Below are 17944 nucleotides of genomic sequence, written 5' to 3'. Positions count from 1 at the left end.
CCCCAGTACCTTTCGACTGGCCTGTCCGCTGCTCCCGATTCTATATTTTCCGCTCGCACCGCACGGCGCAGCCCGGTTGCCGGGGCCGTGCGATCGCCTGACTACGAGACGGAGACACCGACATGATTTCACCCATTTCCCGGTTCGCCGCAGCGCTTGGCCTTGGCCTCGCACTGCTGGGCGCGGCCGCGGGCGCCGCCGCGCAATCCGACTATCCCGCGCGGCCAGTCAGGCTGGTCGTTCCATACGCCGCCGGCGGTCCGACCGACACCTTTGCACGATCGCTGGCGGCAAGCTGGAGCCGCCAGCTCAAGGCTCAGGTGGTGGTCGAGAACCGCACGGGCGCCGGCACCATCGTCGGCACCGAGTACGTGTCCAAGGCCGCTCCAGATGGTTACACGCTGCTGCTGACCACGGTGGCCCACGCGGTCAACCCGAGCATCCATGACTCGCTGCCGTATCGCACGATCGAGGATTTCGCGCCGGTGGGCCTGGCCGCGCGCGCGCCGCTGGTGCTGGTGGTCAACAAGTCCGTGCCCGCGCAGACGCTGGGCGAGTTCATCGCCTACCTGAAGGCGCATCCGGGCAAGGTCAACTACAGCTCGGCCGGTGTTGGCAGCGCGCCGCACCTGGGCGCAGAGCTGCTGAACTACAAGGCCGGCACCAGGGCCGTGCACGTGCCGTACCGCGGCAGCGCGCCGGCCATGGCGGACCTGATCGGCGGCCATGTGGAATTCATGCTCGACAGCGCGCCGACAGGACTTGCGCAGGTGCGCTCGGGCACCGTGCGGCTGCTGGCGACATCGATGTCGAAGCGCCTGTCGCAGACGCCCGATACGCCGGCGATCGCCGAGGTCGTGCCGGGCTATGAGGCCTACACCTGGAACGCCGTGTTCGCGCCCGCGAAGACCTCGCCGGAGATCATCCACAAGCTGTCGGACACGCTTGCCCAGACCCTGCAGGAGCCCGCCTTGCAGGCAAAGGCCAACGAACTGGGGCTGATCCTGGAACCGAGGCCGACACCCGAAGCGCTGGACAAGTTCCTGCGTGCGGAGATCGCCAAGTGGACGCCGGTGGCCGCGGCGGCCAACATGAAGGCCGACTGAACGCGACCCACACCCATCACGACAACCGAACGGACCATCATGAACAAGTACCAGCTTTGCCCGCAGCGCTACTTCGAGGACTTCGAGATCGGCGAACGCATGAACCTGCCGTCGCGCACCATGACCGACGCGCTGTTCGCCGCATTCCAGCTTGCCAGCGGCGACAATCATCCCGTGCACTATGACGTCGAGTACTGCCGCGCCCATGGCATGCCGCACATGCTCGCGCACGGTTACCAGGTGCTGATCCAGACGTCCGCCGGTGCGGGGCTGTTCCCGCATATGGTGGAGGAATCGCTGAAGGCCTTTATCGAACAGGGCAGCCAGTTTCTGGCGCCGGTCTATGTCGGCGACACGCTCTACAGCAGCCTGACCGTCAGCGAGCTGATTCCGGGCCGTACCACCGGCGTGCTGGTGATGCGCACGGAGGTACGCAACCAGAACGATGTTCTGGTCATGGAAGGTTGGCAGAAGTACCTGCTACGCAAGCGCTTGCCGGCGCAAGGCTGATATCCCTGCGGCGGCGGTGGGCGACAGCGAACTGGCTATCATCGCCTGTCGCATGCACTACGGCGATCGGGAGTTCGCATGGCCGCTGGCTCGCGGCCGAAAGCGAGTTTTCAGGCCACCGGCGGCGCCGCCGTCGACCCACGCACAATCAGTTCAGGCTTCAACTCGACCGTCACAGCGTCGGCCCCGGGCTCGCGGATCTGCTTGAGCAGCAGCCGCGCCGCTTCTTCGCCCATTTCATGGACGGCAATGCGCACCGTGGTCAGCGGCGGCGTCAGCGCGTCGACGAACGGCATGTCGTTGTGGCCGATCACCGAGATGTCTCCGGGGCAGCGCAGGCCGCGCGCGCGCAGGCAGTCATAGCAGCCCATGGCGATCAGGTCATTGCCGGCGGCAATGGCCGTGATGCCCGGGAATTCGGCCAGCAGCCGTTCGCAGGCTTCGCGGCCGGCATCGCGTGAATAGCTGGCCGCCTCCATGACCTGCCATTGCCCGGCCCGCAGGCGGTGGCGCCGCACGGCGCGGACAAAGCCCTCGCGGCGCAGGAAGCCGGTCGAGAGCGTGGCGGGCCCCGCGATGTGGCCGATGTTGCGGTGCCCGAGCCCGACCAGGTGGTCCACGGTCAGGCGCATGGCCAGCAGGCTGTCGCTGACCACGCACGATGCGCGGCCGGTGTCCTCGCCGCGGTTCACCATGACCACGGGAATGCGCTGGGCCACGCAGTACTCCAGCACGGGGTCGTCACGCTCGGCGGTGGCCAGCACCAGCCCTTCGACCTGCCGCCCGAGCAACTGGTCGATGACGTAACGCTGGCGTGCCTTGTCCGTGCCGGCATTGACCACGATCGGCACATAGCCTTGCTGGCTCAGCACCGCTTCAATGCCCGCCAGGATCGGCGGGAACACCGGGTTGGCGATATCGGGCAGCACCACGCCGACCAGTCCCGAGCGCTGCGTGCGCAAGCCTGCCGCGATCCGGTTCGGCCGGAACCCGCGTTCGTCGGCCAGCGCCAGCACGCGCGCCGCCACGTCTTCCGCCACCAGGTGCCGCGTCGCCGGGTTCATCACGCGCGACACCGTCGAGTAATGCATATTGATCTCGGCGGCGAGGTCTTTGAGGGTCAGGCGTTTGCGCTCGGACATGTCGGCGGAAGGCGGTGCGGCGGCGCCTGGGGCGCTGGGCGAACTGGGAATGCGCCATTCTACGGCACCCGCTACAGCCAGCGGGCGCCGCGCCGCCCGCGCTGGTGTTCTACTGGCCGCCCTTGACGCCCGACTGCTTCACGACCGGCGCCAGCTTCGCGATCTCCGCCTGGATGTACGTGGAGAACTCCTGCGGCGTGGATGTCCTGGGCTCGGCCCCCTGCACCGCGAGCTTTTCCCGGACGTCGGCAGAGGCCAGCGCCTTGCCGATCTCGGCATTGAGCGCGTTGACGATCTCCTTCGGCGTGCCGGCGGGGGCCAGGATGCCGAACCACGAATCGAAGGCGTATCCCGGCAGGCCGGATTCCGCCACCGTCGGAATATCGGGCAGGGTGCCGGCCCGCTTCGCGGTGGTCACGGCCAGGGCCTTGAGCTTGCCCTGGCGCACGAACGGCATGGCCGACACCGTCGGCGCGAACATCATGTCGCCACGGCCGGCCATCACGTCCGTGAGCGCCTCGCCGGTGCCCTTGTACGGGATATGGACCACGTCGATGCCGGCCTGCATCTTGAACATCTCGCCGCTCAGGTGCGTGGAGCTGCCCGAGCCGGCCGAGTCGAAGTTCATGGCACCGGGATTGGCCTTGGCCGCGGCGACGATGTCGCGCACGGAGTTGTACTTGCTGGCGGCATTCACCACCAGCACATTGGGCACGCTCGCCACCAGCGACACCGGCGCGAAGTCCTTGACGGTGTCATAGGCCAGCTTCGGGTACAGCGTGGCGTTGATGGCATGGCCGACCGAGACCAGGATCAGCGTGTAGCCGTCCGGCGCGGCCTTGGCGACGCCGGTGGCGCCCAGCGTGCCGCCGGCACCGGGGCGGTTGTCGACGATGATCTGGTAGCCGGCGTTCTGTCCCATCCTGGTCCCGATGATACGGGCCAGGATATCGGTCGCGCTGCCGGCCGAGAACGGCACCACGAGGCGGATCGGCTTGGACGGGTATTGCGGCTGCGCCATGGCGCCAGGGGCTGCGGCCAGCATGGCCGCCGCGGCCGGCAGCGTGAACAGGGCACGCAGGGTCTTGCGACGAAGGGGGCGGTTCATCGTATGTCTCCTCACAACAATGGGTTCAGAAGAAGTGGGCCAATCGCGAAGGTCTGCGGGTCCGCACCGGCGCTCATACCGAGTTCGTTGATGGCGAAGTCGTAGCTCGCGTTCTTCTTGTTGTCGATGCGGCTGTAGTAGTGGGTTGTCTCCCCTACCTGTGATGCTTGTTCTGGAAGAAAGTCCCCGCAATGTGGAGGACGGCGCCATGCCGTGGCGCCGGATACTGCGTACTGCCTGTCGTGGCTGCCGGCTCAGGCCTTCGGGTAAGGCATGGCCAGCAGGAGCATGGCCGGGCGGTTGCCCGGGTTTGACACCTGCCGCGCTTCGCCCGGCGCGAGCCGGACCGAATCGAACTGCTGCAGCGTCACGGCCTCGTCGGGCGTGCGGATGCAGACTTCGCCTTCGAGCACGACGTAGTGCTTCTCGACGGCGGACGCATCCATGCTGGTGTGTCCACCGGGCAGCAGCACTGACACCCCCAGCCACAGCGACTCGGACGGCCCGGCCTCATGCCCTTGCAGGCGCAGGCAATGCATGCCGTCGTGGTTGGGCGGAAAGTACGCCGGCGCCTGCGCGAAACGGGTCGTGTTCATGGCTTGAGCACCACGCGTTCGGTCGCGCCCTGCAGCACGGCGCGGTAGGCCTCGGCGGCGTCAGCCAGCGCGTACGTATACTCGGGCAGCACCGGGAAGGGCTTCAGTGCACCGGACGCAAACATCGGCGCGAGCTGGTCGAGGATGCTCGCGCACGCACTGCTGTCCAGCGCCAGCGTGTCCACGCCCACGTAGGTATGCTGGCCGCGGTAGAACGTGAAGATGTCGAACGGCACGGGGCGCTCGATGGTGGAGATGAAGATCTGCGCCGCGCCGATCGCCATGGCCTGGTTGGCCTGCTCGAAGTACGGGCTGCCGACGGTGTTGTAGACGATGTCGGCGCCGTGGCCGTCGGTCTCGTCGCGCACCACCGTGGCGATGGCTTCATTGCTGGCATCGATCATGCGCACCGGCGCGCTGGCGTGGCCGCGATAGCGCTCGGCGGTGCGTTCCACGGCGAACACGCGCGCGCCCAGCGCGGTGGCGATCTGGATCGTGGCCTGTCCGACCTTGCCGTTGCCGCCGCACACCAGCACGACGCTGCCCGGCTTCGGCATGCCGGCGCGGCGCAGGCCTTCAAAGGCGGTGATGAAGGGCACGCCGACCGCGCCGGCTTCCAGCAGCGAGACCGTGGCCGGCTTTTCGCGCACCGCTTGCGCGGCCACGCGCAGGTACTTGCCGTGCGTGCCGTCGCGGCGGATGCCCAGTTCGCCGCCACTGCCCCATACCTGCAGGCCGACCAGGCCGCTCGGACCGTCGATCACGGTGCCCGCATAGTCGCGGCCCGGCGTGCGCGGCCACACTGCATGCGGCATCAGCCCGAGCGTTGCCTTGACATCGCTGGGGTTGACGCCGGCGCTGGCCACCTCGATCACGCACTGGCCGTCGCCGGCCTGGGGGCGCGGCGTACCCACCAGTTGCAGTTGCAGGGTGTCGATGCCGGCGGCTTTCTCGCTGACGCGAATCGTGTTCATGTTGTCTTCCTTGTTCAGTGTCTGTTGCCGTGTCCGGCTTGGTTTAGGCTTCGCGCAGGCCAAGCGTGCGACGCGCCTCCTGCGATGACGCGATCTCGCCGCCGAGCGAGCGGACGATGTCGCGCGCCTTGGCGACCAGTGCGGCATTGCTCGGTGCGAGCACGCCCTTTTCCAGGTAGATGTTGTCTTCCAGCCCGACGCGGACATGGCCGCCTGCGAGCCACGCCTGCGCCACGATCGGGAACTCCGCGCGGCCGATGCCGAAGGCCGACCAGTGCGCGCCGGGCGGCAGCATGTTGCGCGCATAGAAGATGGTTTCCGGCGTCGGCGCGAAGCCGTATTTGACGCCGAGCACGAAGGTCCACAGGCCGGGGCCGTCGAGCACGCCTTCGCGGATGAAATCGAGCGCCATGTTGAGGTCGCCCGAGTCGAAGATCTCCAGCTCCGGCATGACGCCGGCCGCGCGGATCACGGCCGCCATCTTGCGGACATTGGCCGGCGTGTTGATGACCACGTCGCCGCCCGAGTTCATGGTGTTCAGGTCGAGCGAGCACACGTCGGGACGCAGCGCGGCGATGTGCTCCACGCGCTTGGCCGGGTGCAGCAGCGTGGTGCCCGGGGCGGCCACGCGCGGTTCGTCCTCGCTCGGCACGAAGCGGCCGCCGGGGCCGGTGGTCAGGTTGATGATCAGCGTGCGGTTGCGCTTGCGGATGCGGTCGATGACGTCGGCGTAGTACTCGAGCGACATCGACGGACGCCCGGTCTCGGGATCGCGCACGTGGATGTGCGCGGCCGCGGCGCCGGCTTCGGCGGCCTCCAGCGCGGCATTGGCGATCTGCTCCGGCGTGACCGGCAGGTTGGGGTATTGCTCGGGCGTGACGATGTTGCCGGTCACCGCGCAGGTGATGATGGTCTTGCGTGCGTGCATGGTTGCGTTGGCGAATGAGTGGAAAGCAATCAGCCGAGCTGGCGTCCGCCGTCGACGACGATGGTGGTGCCCGTGGCAAAGCGCAGCGACGTGGCGCAGGCGACGACGGCGTCGGCCACGTCCTGCGCCTGGCCGATGCGGCGCAGCGGCGTGGTCCTGGCCGCGCGTTCGTTGAAGCTTTCGTCGCGGCCGGGCACGAAGCCCGTGTCGACCACACCCGGCGAGACGTTCAGCACGCGGATGGCCGGCGCCAGCGCGCGGCCCAGCGACATGGCCATGACGTCCAGCCCGGCCTTGGCCGCGCAGTACGCCACGTTGCTGCCCTGGCCCGTGCGCCCCGCGATCGAGCCGACATTGACCACCAGCCCGTCGCCGTTGGCGCGCAGGTGCGGCGCGAATGCGCGGATCGCCGCGAACTGGCCGCGCCAGTTGATGGCGAACAGTTCGTCGATCAGGGCATCGTTGAGCGCATCAAGATCGGCGTGTGGAATCGCCCGCGTAAAGCCGGCGGTATTGACCAGGATGTCGACGCGCCCGTAGTGGCGGCTGACCTCGTCGGCAAGCGCGTTCAGTGACGCGGTGTCGCCGATTTCGGCGGCAGCGCCCATGTGATTGCCGGCCGGCAGCGATGCGGCCGCGCTGTCCGCGCTGTCGCGGTTGCGGCCGGTCAGGACGACGCTGGCGCCGAGCTGCGCCAGCGCATTGCCGGTAGCCAGGCCGATGCCGCCGGTACCGCCGAGGATCACGGCAACCTTGCCGGAAAGGGAGAAGAGGCTCATGGTGTTCAGTCGTGCTGCGTGAAAAGCGTGGGGGCCGGGCGGTCAGTCGATCGGCGGCTTCGGGAAGGTCTGTTCGCCGGGTTCGAGGGTGAAGTCGAAATCGAGCGTGTAGAACGGGGCGGGCAGGTTGCCCCAGGGGCTTTGGCCATGTTCGACGCGTTCGAGATGGCCGACGAGCTGCCGGTGCACGCCGAAGGTCACGTCGGATTCCAGCGCTTGCGGCTCATCTACGAACACCTGTGTCACCAGCGTGCGATAGCCCGGCGCCGCGACGATGAAATGGATATGCGCGGGCCGGTACGGATGGCGCTGCTGTGCGTCGAGGAGCGTGCCGATCGGCCCGTTGGTCGGCACCGGATAGCCGGCCGGGCGTACGGTGCGGAAGTGGTAAGCGCCTTGCTCATCGGTATGGAAGCAGCCACGCAGGTTGCGGTCGGGCTGGCGCGGATCCTGGTTGTCGTACAGGCCGACCGGAGAGGCCTGCCAGATTTCCACGAGCGCGCCGGACAGCGGCATGCCATCGGTGCCGCGCACGGTGCCGCGCACGAATAGCGGCAGGCCGGGGGCGTCGTCCTGGACCACGCAGTCGCCGCAGGCATAACGCGGGGCGTTGGCGCGGTAGAACGGGCCCAGCAGCGCGCCGGGGGTGCGGCCGTCCGTGGTGTTGTTGTTCATCACGGTCACCAGCGTGGACAGGCCCAGCACGTCGGCGGCCAGCACCACTTCATTGTTGGTCGCATGGGTGGCGTGACCCAGTGCGGCGATGAATTCCAGCGCCTGTTCGAACTCCTCGTCCGTGGGGCGTACCTCACGCAGGAAATCATGCAGGTGCTGGACCAGCAGGCCCATGACGAAGCGCAGCCGCGGGCTGGCGGCCTGCGTCATGGCGGCCTGGACGATCTGGGTGACGGAATGCTCGTCCTCGATCAGGCGAAGGGGGTGGGGTGGCTGGGGCTGTTGTCTGGTCTCCATCTTTCTGCTCCTTGCAAACGTTTGCTGCAAACGTTTGCAATTATGCGTCAGGAATGGCGTTGGTCAAGGGGATTTTTTGGGAGTTAGCCGGCGGGGAGGATGTGCCGGGTTAAAAACGCAGGAAAAACAAGGGGTTGCCGAGGGTGGGGCGAACTCTTATGGTTCTTGGCGGGGCTGCCTATACGAGTCATCCGGCTTTCGATGGAGGGAGGAATCAGAGGGGATGCAATGGGGAACCAGGGTCATCGAGCCACGATCGAGCCGTCGCAGCGGCTCCCCGGTCCCTAAACCCCCCGGCGCTATACTGACCCCCTCCATCAAAGAGGACGACCCGCTTGCCCGATCCCGACCTCTCCAGGCTGAAAATCGACCGCGGCCCACTCACCGCACCTTCGCGGCGGCGCCGCTGGCTTCCGTATATCGCCATCGCGGTGGTGCTGGCCGCGGCGGCCGCCGTCACCTTCAAGCTGGCCAGCCCCACGGCAGTGGAAACCGTGACGGTCTCATCGGCCTATCCCTCCCAGAACTACACCCTCCTCAACGCTACCGGCTACGTCGTGCCCCAGCGCAAGGCGGCTGTCGCTTCGAAGGCGCAGGGCAGGTTGGAATGGCTGGGCGTGCTGGAGGGCTCCCGCGTGAAGAAGGACGAGATCATCGCCCGCATCGAAAGCCGCGACGTGGACGCCACGCTCGCGCAGTCGACCGCGCAGGTGAAGGTCGCGCAGGCCAATCTGGAGCTGCAACTTGCCGAGCTCCGCGACGCGGATGTGAACCTGCGCCGCGACGAACAGCTGCTGGGCCCGAAGGCGATCTCCGTCCAGCAGTACGACGCCGACCTGGCCCGCTTCAGGAAGGCGCAGGCCTCGGTCGCCAATTCGCGCGCGGCGATCGTGTCGGCGCAGGCCAGTGCGCGGGCCGCCCAGGTGGCTGTCGACCAGACCGTGATCCGCGCGCCGTTCGACGGCGTGGTGCTGGTCAAGCATGCCAACGTCGGCGACAACATCACGCCGTTCTCGTCGGCGTCCGACACCAAGGGCGCGGTCGTGACCATTGCCGACATGGATACGCTGGAAGTCGAGGCGGATGTCGCCGAATCCAATATCGCGAAGATCCGCGCGGACCAGCCTTGCCTGATGCTGCTCGACGCGCTGCCCGATGTCCGCTTCGCGGGCCAGGTGTCGCGCATCGTGCCGACGGTCGACCGCTCCAAGGCGACCGTGCTGGTCAAGGTGCGCTTTGTCGACCGCGACGCGCGCGTGCTGCCCGATATGAGCGCCAAGATCGCGTTCCTGTCCAAACCGCTGCCCGAGCAGGACCGCAAGCCCGTCGTGGCCGTGCAGCCCGGCGCCATCGCCACGCGCGACGGGCGCAAGGTGGTGTTCGTGATCCGCGACGGCAAGGCGCATGAGACGGCAGTGACGACCGGCGAGCGCATCGGCGAACTGGTGGCCGTCAGTGGCGTGGCCGCCGGCGCTACGGTGGTGCTGGCGCCGGCCGACAAGCTGCGCGACGGCGCCAGCGTCACGGCGAAGAAGAAGTAACGTGGCAGCCGATCCGCTCGTACGCATCCGCCATCTCGCCAAGTCCTACCGGCGCGGCATGCAGACCGTGCCGGTGCTGACCGATATCACGCTCGATATTGCCGAGGGCGATTTCATTGCGCTGATGGGGCCGTCGGGCTCGGGCAAGAGCACGCTGCTCAATCTGATCGCGGGCATCGACCGGCCCGACAGCGGCGAACTGCTGGTGGCGGGGCAAGACATTACCCATCTGGCGGAGTCGGAGCTTGCCGCCTGGCGCGCGGCCAACGTCGGTTTTATCTTCCAGTTCTACAACCTGATGCCGGTGCTCACCGCCTTCGAGAACGTGGAGCTGCCGCTGATGCTCACGCGCCTGTCGCGCCAGGAGCGGCGCGCGCGCGTGGAGATGGTGCTCGGCATGGTGAACCTGGCCGACCGCATGAGCCACTATCCGTCGGAACTGTCCGGCGGGCAGCAGCAGCGCGTGGCCATTGCCCGCGCACTAATCACCGACCCGGTGCTGATCGTGGCCGACGAACCCACGGGCGACCTCGACCGGAACGCCGCCGCGGACATCCTGGCGATGCTCCAGCGGCTGAACCGCGAGGCCGGCAAGACCATCATCATGGTCACGCACGACGCGCATGCCGCCAACGCGGCGCGCTCGCTCTTGCACCTCGAGAAAGGGGAACTGAACCATGGCAACAGCGCCTGAACGGCACTGAACGGGCGCGCCATGTTCGTGCTCAAGCTGATTGCCCGCAACGCGCTGCGCCACAAGCTGCGCACCGCGCTGACCGTGACCGGGCTGGTGGTCGCGGTGCTGGCCTACGGGCTGCTGCAGACCGTGGTGGACGCCTGGTACGCGGGCGCGGCCGCGGCTTCGAGCGGGCGGCTGGTGACGCGCAACGCGATCTCGCTGGTGTTCCCGCTGCCGCTCAGCTATGAAAGCCGCATCCGCGGCGTGGACGGCGTGACGCTGGTGGCGCGCTCCAACTGGTTCGGCGGCGTCTACCGCGATCCCAAGAACTTCTTCGCGCAGTTCGCCGTCTCGGACAACTACCTCGAGCTGTACCCCGAGTTCGTCGTCACGGCGCAGCAGCGCGCCGATTACCAGCGCGACCGCAAGGGCTGCCTGATCGGGCGGCAGCTCGCGGACCAGTACGGCTTCAAGGTCGGCGACGTGATTCCCATCAAGGGCACGATCTATACGGGCACGTGGGACTTCATCGTGCGCGGCATCATGGAGGGGCGTGATGAAAGCACCATCACGCGCCACATGGTGTTCCACTGGGAATACCTGAACGAGACCGTGCGCAAGCGCTCGCCGAAGCAGGCCGACCAGGTCGGCGTGTACATCCTGGACATCGACAACCCCGACAACGCCGCCGCGATCTCGCGCGGCGTGGATGCGGTGTTCCGCAATTCGCTGGCCGAGACGCTCACCGAGACCGAGCAGGCGTTCCAGCTGGGCTTCGTGGCCATGTCGAACCAGATCATCGCGGCCATCCGCGTGGTGTCCTACGTGGTGATCCTGATCATCATGGCCGTGATGGCCAACGCGATGGCGATGAGCGCGCGCGAACGCACCACGGAGTACGCCACGCTCAAGGCGCTCGGTTTCGGGCCCGGCTTCCTGGCGCTGCTGATGTTCGGCGAATCGATGTTCATCTGCCTGGTGGGCGGTGGCATCGGCATGCTGGCCACGCCGCCGATGGCCGCGATATTCAAGCAGGCGGTCGGCGGCGTGTTCCCGGTGTTCACCGTGTCGCGCCAGACCATGTGGATGCAGGCGGCCTGCGCGCTGGCCGTGGCGCTCGTCGCCGCCGTGGTGCCGGCCGTGCAGGCGGCGCGCGTGCGCATCGTGGAAGGCCTGCGGGCCATCGGCTAGGCGAGCGCATGGCGATCCCGTTCAGCTACATCGCGCGCAACCTGTGGGCCCGGCGCCTGACCACGGCGCTGACGGCCGGCGGCCTTGCGCTGGTGGTGTTCGTGTTTGCCACCATGCTGATGCTTGACGCGGGGCTCAAGCGCACGCTCGTCACCACCGGCGAGCCGGACAATGTGGTCATGATCCGCAAGGGCGCAGAGACTGAGGTGCAGAGCGGCATCAGCCGCGACCAGGCCAGCATCATGGAGATGCACCCGTCGGTGGCGATGGACGGCAACGGCCGGCCCATGGCCTCGAAAGAAGCGGTGGTGCTGATCTCGCTGACCAAGCGCGGGTCGGATACGCCTGCCAATGTCGTGATCCGCGGCGTGTCGCCGAAGGGCCTGGGATTGCGGCCGCAGATCCGGCTGGTGGCGGGGCGCACGTTCCGGCCGGGCTCGTCGGAGATCATCGTGGGCAGCAGCGTGGCCCGCGGCTTCACCGGGGCGCAGCTTGGCGGGCGCCTGCGCTTTGCCCAGCGCGACTGGACCATCGTCGGCGTGTTCGACGCGGGCGGCAGCGGCTTCGATTCGGAGATCTGGGGCGACGCCGACCAGCTCATGCAGTCGTTCCGCCGCACCAGCTATTCGTCGATGGTGGTGCGGCTGTCGCGGCCGGAAGCCTTTGCGCGCCTGCGCGCCGACATCGACGTCGACCCGCGCCTGACCGCGGAGGCCAAGAGCGAGCAGTCCTTCTACAGCGACCAGTCCAAGGCGCTGTCGACGTTCATCAACATCCTGGGCCTGACGCTGTCGACGATCTTCTCGATCGCGGCGATGATTGGCGCGATGATCACCATGTATGCGTCGGTGGCCAACCGTGTTGCGGAGATCGGCACGCTGCGCGCGCTGGGTTTCCGGCGCACCAACGTGCTGGCCGCATTCCTGGTCGAGGCGCTGCTGCTCGGGCTGGCCGGTGGCGTGGCCGGGCTCTGCTGTGCGGCGCTGATGCAGTTTGCGTCGTTTTCCACGACCAACTTCCAGACGTTCGCGGACCTGTCGTTCCGCTTTATCCTGACGCCGGGCATTGTGGCAAAGACGCTCGGGTTCTCGATGGCGATGGGCCTGGTCGGCGGCTTTCTGCCGGCGCTGCGCGCGGCCCGCATGAACATCGTCGATGCGCTGCGGGCGCGCTGACGCTTCGCGGATCAGCTCGCGGCAAACTCCTGGGGCGCAGGCGCGCGCCGCGCCAGCCCGAGCGTCAGCATGGTGCCGCCGGCGAGCAGCGCGGGCACGCCGATCAGCACGAACAGCGTGGGCATGCCCAGTCCCAGCGACAGCATGGTGGCACCGCCGACGGAGCCGACCACCGAACCGAGACGGCCCACGCCGTTGGCCCAGCTCACGCCCGTGGCGCGGCAGTCAGTCGGGTAGAAGCCTGCCGACAGCGCGTTGGCGCCGACCTGCGACCCCGATACGCAGAAGCCCGCGAAGAACACCGCCACACTGGCCAGCGCAGGCGTATCGGCGAGACTGCCGATAGCGGCGACGAACACGCCGGCCAGCGCGTAGCTGACGGCCAGCACGTAGTGCGGGTTGAATCGGTCCATCAGCCAGCCCAGCACGATGGCGCCGAGCGTGCCGCCGACCTGGAACATGGTGGTGACCAGCGCCGCGGTGCGCAGCGACAGGCCGGTGCCGCGCAGCAGGGTCGGCAGCCAGCTCGAGAGCAGGTAGATCACCAGCAGGCTCATGAAGAAGGTCAGCCAGAACAGCAGCGTGCCGCGCACCAGTTCAGGCTTGAACAGGTGCCGCACCGGAGAACTGGTGCTGCGCGTCTCGGCCACGGTAAAGGTTGCGCCGCGCAGGTCGGCCTGCGGGGCAATGCGCTGCAGCGTGGCGGCGATGCGTTCCGGCGCGCGGCCTGCCATCACCAGGTAGCGCACGGACTCCGGCAGCAGCAGCGCCAGCAGCACTGACAACGCCAGCGGCAGCACGCCGCCGACCACCAGCACCGAGCGCCAGCCGTAGGCTTCGATCAGCCCGGCAGAGGCCAGCCCGCCCAGCGCGGAGCCGAGCGTGAAGCCGCAGAACATGGTCGTGACCAGGAACGAGCGGCGCTTTTCCGGACAGAACTCGGACGTCAGCGTGATGGTATTGGGCATGGCGCCGCCCAGGCCAAGGCCGGTCAGGAAGCGCAGCGCGATCAGTTCCCACAGCTCGCCCGACCACGCCGATGCGAGGCTGGCCAGGCCGAAGAACAGCACCGAGAACACCAGCACGGTCTTGCGGCCGAAGCGATCGGCCAGCGGGCCGAACAGGAAGGCACCGGCCATCAGGCCGCCGAGCCCGGCGCCGAACAGCGGGGCCAGGTGTGCCGGCGTCAGCTGCCATTCGGCGCGGATGGCCGGCGCGATGAAGCCGATCGCGGCGGTGTCGAAGCCGTCGATGGCGACGATCAGGAAGCACAGCACCACGATCATGACCTGGAACGCCGATAGCGGATGGCGGTCGATGAACGCAGAAATATTGATTCTCTGGCTGGCAGGCATGGGTTGTCTCCTCCTCGTTGCCTGTTTCGGGACAAATTCGGGCTGGCGGCCGTGTCGGCCGCCAGTCACCGCGGTGGTCACTGCATGGTCTTCCGGAAGTTCAGAGCCAGGGCGTCGGGCTCAGGCAGCGTTCGGCGCGCCAGCCGTGCAGCCACTGCAGCGCGTCGTAGTACTGCGCCTGCGTGCGGCCGGTCCACAGCGTGTTGCGCACCATGCGGTCGACACCCTTGGCGTGGTACACGCGGCCCATGTCGCGCGCGGCGTAGAGCACGCGTGCGGTGCGCGGGATGCGCGCCTGTTCGTACAGCTTGAACGCCGCTTCGAAGTCATTGCCGGCCGCTTCCACCGCGGCGCCCAGCGTGACAGCATCTTCGAGCGCCTGGCAGGCGCCCTGCGCGACGTATTGCGTCATCGGGTGCGCGGCATCGCCCAGGATGGTCGCGCGGCCGAAGCTCCAGCTTTCCACCGGATCGCGGTCGGCCGTGGCCCAGCGCTTCCATGAGGTCGGGCGATCCAGCATCTGGTGCGGCAGCGCGTGGATGCCGTCGAAGTACGACAGCACTTCTTCCTTGCTGCCTTCGCGCACGCCCCAGGTCTCCTGCTCGCGGCTGTGGAAGGTCACGACCAGGTTGTACTGCTGGCCGCCGCGCAGCGGGTAGTGCACCAGGTGGCAGTTCGGGCCGGCCCAGACCACGGGCGCGTTGACCCGCAGGTCCTTCGGCATGTTGTCGACCTCGACCACCGCGCGATACACGACGTGGCCGGTCACGCGCGGCGCGTCGCCGATCAGCGCCTCGCGGATGGCGGACTTGACGCCGTCGCAGCCGACCACGGCATCGGCATGGTGGCGTTCGCCGCGCTGGTCGATGACGGTGACGCTGCGCTCGTCCTGCTCCAGCTTCTCGACGCGCGTGGCGGTGCGGAAGCTGATCAGCGGGTGGTCCTGCACGGCCTCCAGGATCGACAGGTGGATGTCCGCGCGGTGGATCACCGCATATGGGTTGCCGAAGCGCTCGCGGTAGGGCGTGCCGACATCGACGCGGGCGATCTCGTGCGTGTCGATCGCATCGCGCAGGCTCAGGTAGTCGGTGAAGACCGCCCGGCCGCGCGCGGCCTCGCCCACGCCGAGCGCGTCCATGGCCGCGAAGGCATTGGCCGCGAGCTGGATGCCCGCGCCGATCTCGCCGATCTGCTCGGCCTGCTCCAGCAGCTCGATGCGAATGCCCTTGCGCGCGAGCGCCAGCGCCGCGGCCAGGCCGCCGATGCCGCCGCCGATGATCAGGACCTTGCGCCCCGTGTCTTGTGGTGTGTTCATGCTTGTCTCCTGGCCTGGATCGGTCGATCAGGCCGTGTAGTCCGGTTGCTGCGTGGGCGCCGCCTTGGCGAAGGCGGGGTGTGCGCTGGCGTGCGCATACACCGCCAGGGCGCGCGGGTAGGCCGACAGGTCGCAGCCCATGCGCTGGGCGTTGGCGACCTGGGGCACCAGCGTCACGTCGGCGAGAGTCGGGCTGTCGCCGAAGCACCACGGGCCCTTGCCGTGCAGCGCGAGCAGGCGTTCGACGCCGGCCATGCCTTCGTCGATCCAGTGGCGGTACCAGGCGTCCTTCTGTTCCGGCGTCACCTTCAGCACATCCTGCAGGTAGCGCAGCACGCGCAGGTTGTTGACCGGGTGGATGTCGCAGGCGATCAGGCTGGCCAGTTCCAGCACACGCGCGCGCTGCTCCGAGTCCTGCGGCAGCAGGCGCGGTTCCGGGAAGCGCGCATCGAGGTAGTCCATGATCGCGAGCGACTGTCCGAGCGTGAATTCGCCGTCCACCAGCGCGGGCACCGAGGCGGACGGGTTGATGCCCTGCACGTACTCCGCCTCGCGGTGCTGGCCGGTGCGGATGTTGACCGGCAGGGTCTCGAAGGGCAGGCCCTTGAGCGCCAGCGCAATGCGCACGCGGTAGGACGTGGAGCTGTTGAAGAAACTATAGAGCTGCATGATGGCTTCGCTGCTTGCCGTATTCCGGATTCAGACCACGCGGACCTTGAGTTCGCCGAGACCTTCCACGCCGGTCACCATGGCGTCGCCGGTCTTGACCGCGCCCACGCCTTCCGGGGTGCCGGTGAAGATCACGTCGCCCGGTTCCAGGCGGAAGAACTGCGACAGGTAGGCCACCGTTTCGGCCACCGACCAGATCAGGTGCGTGACATTGCTGCGCTGCTTGTCCTGGCCATTGACGGTCAGCCAGATCGCTGCCTGCTGCGGGTGGCCGATATCGCTGGCGCGGTGGATCGGCGCGATCGGCGCGGACGCGTCGAAGGCCTTGCCGATTTCCCACGGGCGGCCCATCTCGCGCATCTTCATCTGCAGGTCGCGGCGGGTCATGTCCAGGCCCACGGCGTAGCCCCACACGTGCTCGAGCGCCTGCTCGACCGGGATATCGGCGCCGGCCTTGCCGATCACGGCCACCAGTTCGGCTTCGTAGTGGTAGTTCTGCGTCTGCGCCGGGTAGGGCAGCTCCAGCGTCTGGCCGTCTGCCACGGGCACGATGGCGTCGGCCGGCTTGCAGAAGAAGAACGGTGGCTCGCGGTCGGGGTCGAAGCCCATTTCGCGCGCATGGGCGGCATAGTTGCGGCCCACGCAGTAGACGCGGCGCACGGCGAACTGGTCATCGGTGCCGGCGACGGGAATGGCGACGGTGGCGGGAGGCGTGAAGACGTAGGACATGGTCGGTTCGGTCAGTCAGGAGGTGTAAGGGGCCGGGGTGCCGCGCCATGCGCGCACCCGGGCATCTGGATTCGGACGAGTTGGGTTTAGAAGGGGCTCAGGTGCGCGCTTCGCGCAGCAGGTTCAGCGCCGACAGCACGGGGCGGTCGGAGTAGCTGAACAGCACCGCGTCTTCCATCGCGCCAAGCTGCACCGGCGCCCATGACGGCGCCACGAACACGTCGCGCGGCTCGAACTGGAACTGGGCATCGCCGATGCGCACTGTGCCGCGGCCTTCCACCACGCTGTAGACGGTGGCGTCGGTGCTGCGGTAGGTCTTGCCCTGGAAGCCGGCCGGCAGGTACTGCATGAAGGTGGCGATGGTGGGCATCGGCCAGCCGCCCGTGGCCGGGTTGACGTAGCGCAGCTTCACGCCGTCCCACGCATCGAGTTCACCGTTGCGGTAGAGCTGGTCGAGCGCCTCGCGCGAGCGGTCGTACGGATAGCTGAAGACCGGCGAGGTCGGGTCGGTGACCTTGTGGCGCACCGGCATCATGTTCTGGCCGAAGCGCGCAAAGCTGTCGCCCTCGGCGCGCGTGACGGGTTGCTGGGACTCGGGGTAGTTCTCGGCAAAGCCGGCGTCGAACTGCTGCACCAGCGGGATGTCGAGGCCGTCCAGCCACACCACCGGCTTGCCGCCGTCCTCGAGGCTCGGGTTGCCGTGGTCGTGCCAGGTCCAGGACGGCGTGATGATGAAGTCGCCCGGATGCATGGTGGTCCGCTCGCCATTGACGGCGGTCCAGGCGCCCTTGCCTTCGACGATGAAGCGCAGCGCCGACTGCGTGTGGCGGTGGCTCGGCGCAATCTCGCCCGGCAAGATCAGTTGCAGGCCGGCGTAAAGCGTGGACGTGATGCTCGACTTGCCCGGCAGTCCCGGGTTCTCCAGGATCAGCACGCGGCGCACCGCCTCTTCGGCGCTGATGACCTCGCCGGCCTGCATGACCAGCGGGCGCAGGGCGTCGTACTTCCAGATAGCCGGGACGATCTGCGGGCGCGGCTGCGGCGGGACCAGGCTGTGCAGCGATTCCCACAGTGGTGTCATGTGGCAGCGGCCGATTTGCTCGTAATAGGCGGTGCGTGCGGGATCAGGCGTATGGTCGGACATGCTGTCTCCGTGGCTTTCTGTGGTCTCCGGC

At 67.9% G+C, this 17944-nt stretch carries 18 protein-coding genes; 6 read left to right on the top strand and 12 right to left on the bottom strand.

Annotation, left to right across the window (positions count from 1 at the left end; all coding sequences use genetic code 11):
- Positions 1 to 122 precede the first annotated feature (122 nt).
- A complete protein-coding gene (locus tag AC3FNH_RS27725) occupies positions 123 to 1106 on the top strand; it encodes a tripartite tricarboxylate transporter substrate binding protein (protein ID WP_488722344.1) in 984 nt (327 codons plus the stop codon).
- A 39-nt stretch (positions 1107 to 1145) separates the two neighbouring features.
- The gene (locus AC3FNH_RS27720) at positions 1146 to 1616 is read left to right on the top strand and encodes a MaoC family dehydratase (protein ID WP_488722343.1); all 471 of its coding nucleotides are present in this window, start codon (positions 1146 to 1148) and stop codon (positions 1614 to 1616) included.
- A gap of 110 nt (positions 1617 to 1726) precedes the next feature.
- Here AC3FNH_RS27720 and AC3FNH_RS27715 read toward each other — a convergent pair whose 3' ends face one another.
- From AC3FNH_RS27715 to AC3FNH_RS27685, 7 genes are all read right to left on the bottom strand, one after another.
- Positions 1727 to 2758 (bottom strand): LacI family DNA-binding transcriptional regulator, encoded by a 1032-nt coding sequence (locus AC3FNH_RS27715; protein ID WP_488722342.1) that lies wholly within the window; start codon positions 2756 to 2758, stop codon positions 1727 to 1729.
- A gap of 109 nt (positions 2759 to 2867) precedes the next feature.
- Positions 2868 to 3866, bottom strand: coding sequence for a tripartite tricarboxylate transporter substrate binding protein (locus AC3FNH_RS27710; RefSeq protein ID WP_488722341.1), 999 nt, complete (start codon positions 3864 to 3866; stop codon positions 2868 to 2870).
- Between the two features lie 254 nt (positions 3867 to 4120).
- Positions 4121 to 4462 carry a cupin domain-containing protein gene (locus tag AC3FNH_RS27705; protein ID WP_276102957.1) on the bottom strand — a complete coding sequence of 114 codons (342 nt, stop codon included), beginning with the start codon at positions 4460 to 4462 and terminating at the stop codon, positions 4121 to 4123.
- Positions 4459 to 5436 carry a quinone oxidoreductase family protein gene (locus AC3FNH_RS27700; RefSeq protein WP_488722340.1) on the bottom strand — a complete coding sequence of 326 codons (978 nt, stop codon included), beginning with the start codon at positions 5434 to 5436 and terminating at the stop codon, positions 4459 to 4461. Before AC3FNH_RS27700 ends, AC3FNH_RS27705 begins: the two co-directional genes overlap by 4 nt.
- A 43-nt stretch (positions 5437 to 5479) precedes the next feature.
- Positions 5480 to 6364 carry a beta-keto acid cleavage family enzyme gene (locus tag AC3FNH_RS27695; RefSeq protein ID WP_488722339.1) on the bottom strand — a complete coding sequence of 295 codons (885 nt, stop codon included), beginning with the start codon at positions 6362 to 6364 and terminating at the stop codon, positions 5480 to 5482.
- A 29-nt stretch (positions 6365 to 6393) separates the two neighbouring features.
- Complete coding sequence (locus AC3FNH_RS27690; RefSeq protein ID WP_276102960.1) at positions 6394 to 7143, bottom strand: SDR family NAD(P)-dependent oxidoreductase; 750 nt, start codon at positions 7141 to 7143, stop codon at positions 6394 to 6396.
- Positions 7144 to 7185: 42 nt separating this feature from the next.
- A complete protein-coding gene (locus AC3FNH_RS27685) occupies positions 7186 to 8115 on the bottom strand; it encodes a dioxygenase family protein (RefSeq protein ID WP_488722338.1) in 930 nt (309 codons plus the stop codon).
- A 335-nt stretch (positions 8116 to 8450) separates the two neighbouring features.
- Here AC3FNH_RS27685 and AC3FNH_RS27680 point away from each other — a divergent pair, with 335 nt between their 5' ends.
- From AC3FNH_RS27680 to AC3FNH_RS27665, 4 genes are read left to right on the top strand one after another with little or no spacing between them, the layout of a single operon-like run.
- A complete protein-coding gene (locus AC3FNH_RS27680; RefSeq protein ID WP_488722337.1) occupies positions 8451 to 9656 on the top strand; it encodes an efflux RND transporter periplasmic adaptor subunit in 1206 nt (401 codons plus the stop codon).
- A 58-nt stretch (positions 9657 to 9714) separates the two neighbouring features.
- A complete protein-coding gene (locus AC3FNH_RS27675; protein ID WP_276103167.1) occupies positions 9715 to 10350 on the top strand; it encodes an ABC transporter ATP-binding protein in 636 nt (211 codons plus the stop codon).
- Between the two features lie 21 nt (positions 10351 to 10371).
- Entirely contained in the window at positions 10372 to 11526 is a 1155-nt protein-coding gene (locus AC3FNH_RS27670) for an ABC transporter permease (RefSeq protein ID WP_488722336.1), read from the top strand.
- Between the two features lie 8 nt (positions 11527 to 11534).
- Positions 11535 to 12701, top strand: coding sequence for an ABC transporter permease (locus tag AC3FNH_RS27665; protein ID WP_488722335.1), 1167 nt, complete (start codon positions 11535 to 11537; stop codon positions 12699 to 12701).
- An 11-nt stretch (positions 12702 to 12712) separates the two neighbouring features.
- Here the strand turns inward: AC3FNH_RS27665 and AC3FNH_RS27660 are convergent, their stop codons facing one another.
- The 5 genes from AC3FNH_RS27660 to gtdA form a co-directional block, all read right to left on the bottom strand.
- Entirely contained in the window at positions 12713 to 14056 is a 1344-nt protein-coding gene (locus AC3FNH_RS27660; protein WP_488722334.1) for an MFS transporter, read from the bottom strand.
- A gap of 100 nt (positions 14057 to 14156) precedes the next feature.
- On the bottom strand, positions 14157 to 15371 hold the full coding sequence (locus tag AC3FNH_RS27655) for a 3-hydroxybenzoate 6-monooxygenase (protein ID WP_488722333.1): 1215 nt from the start codon (positions 15369 to 15371) through the stop codon (positions 14157 to 14159).
- Positions 15372 to 15398: 27 nt separating this feature from the next.
- Positions 15399 to 16040, bottom strand: a complete 642-nt coding sequence (gene maiA / locus AC3FNH_RS27650) for a maleylacetoacetate isomerase (protein ID WP_488722332.1) — start codon at positions 16038 to 16040, stop codon at positions 15399 to 15401.
- A 30-nt stretch (positions 16041 to 16070) separates the two neighbouring features.
- The gene (locus tag AC3FNH_RS27645) at positions 16071 to 16769 is read right to left on the bottom strand and encodes a fumarylacetoacetate hydrolase family protein (RefSeq protein ID WP_488722331.1); all 699 of its coding nucleotides are present in this window, start codon (positions 16767 to 16769) and stop codon (positions 16071 to 16073) included.
- Between the two features lie 97 nt (positions 16770 to 16866).
- The gene (gene gtdA / locus AC3FNH_RS27640; RefSeq protein ID WP_488722330.1) at positions 16867 to 17913 is read right to left on the bottom strand and encodes a gentisate 1,2-dioxygenase; all 1047 of its coding nucleotides are present in this window, start codon (positions 17911 to 17913) and stop codon (positions 16867 to 16869) included.
- Positions 17914 to 17944: the final 31 nt, after the last annotated feature.

It is taken from the genome of Cupriavidus sp. 22TCCZM01-5 (assembly GCF_057798915.1).
This window is presented reverse-complemented; position numbering and strand designations above follow the sequence as displayed.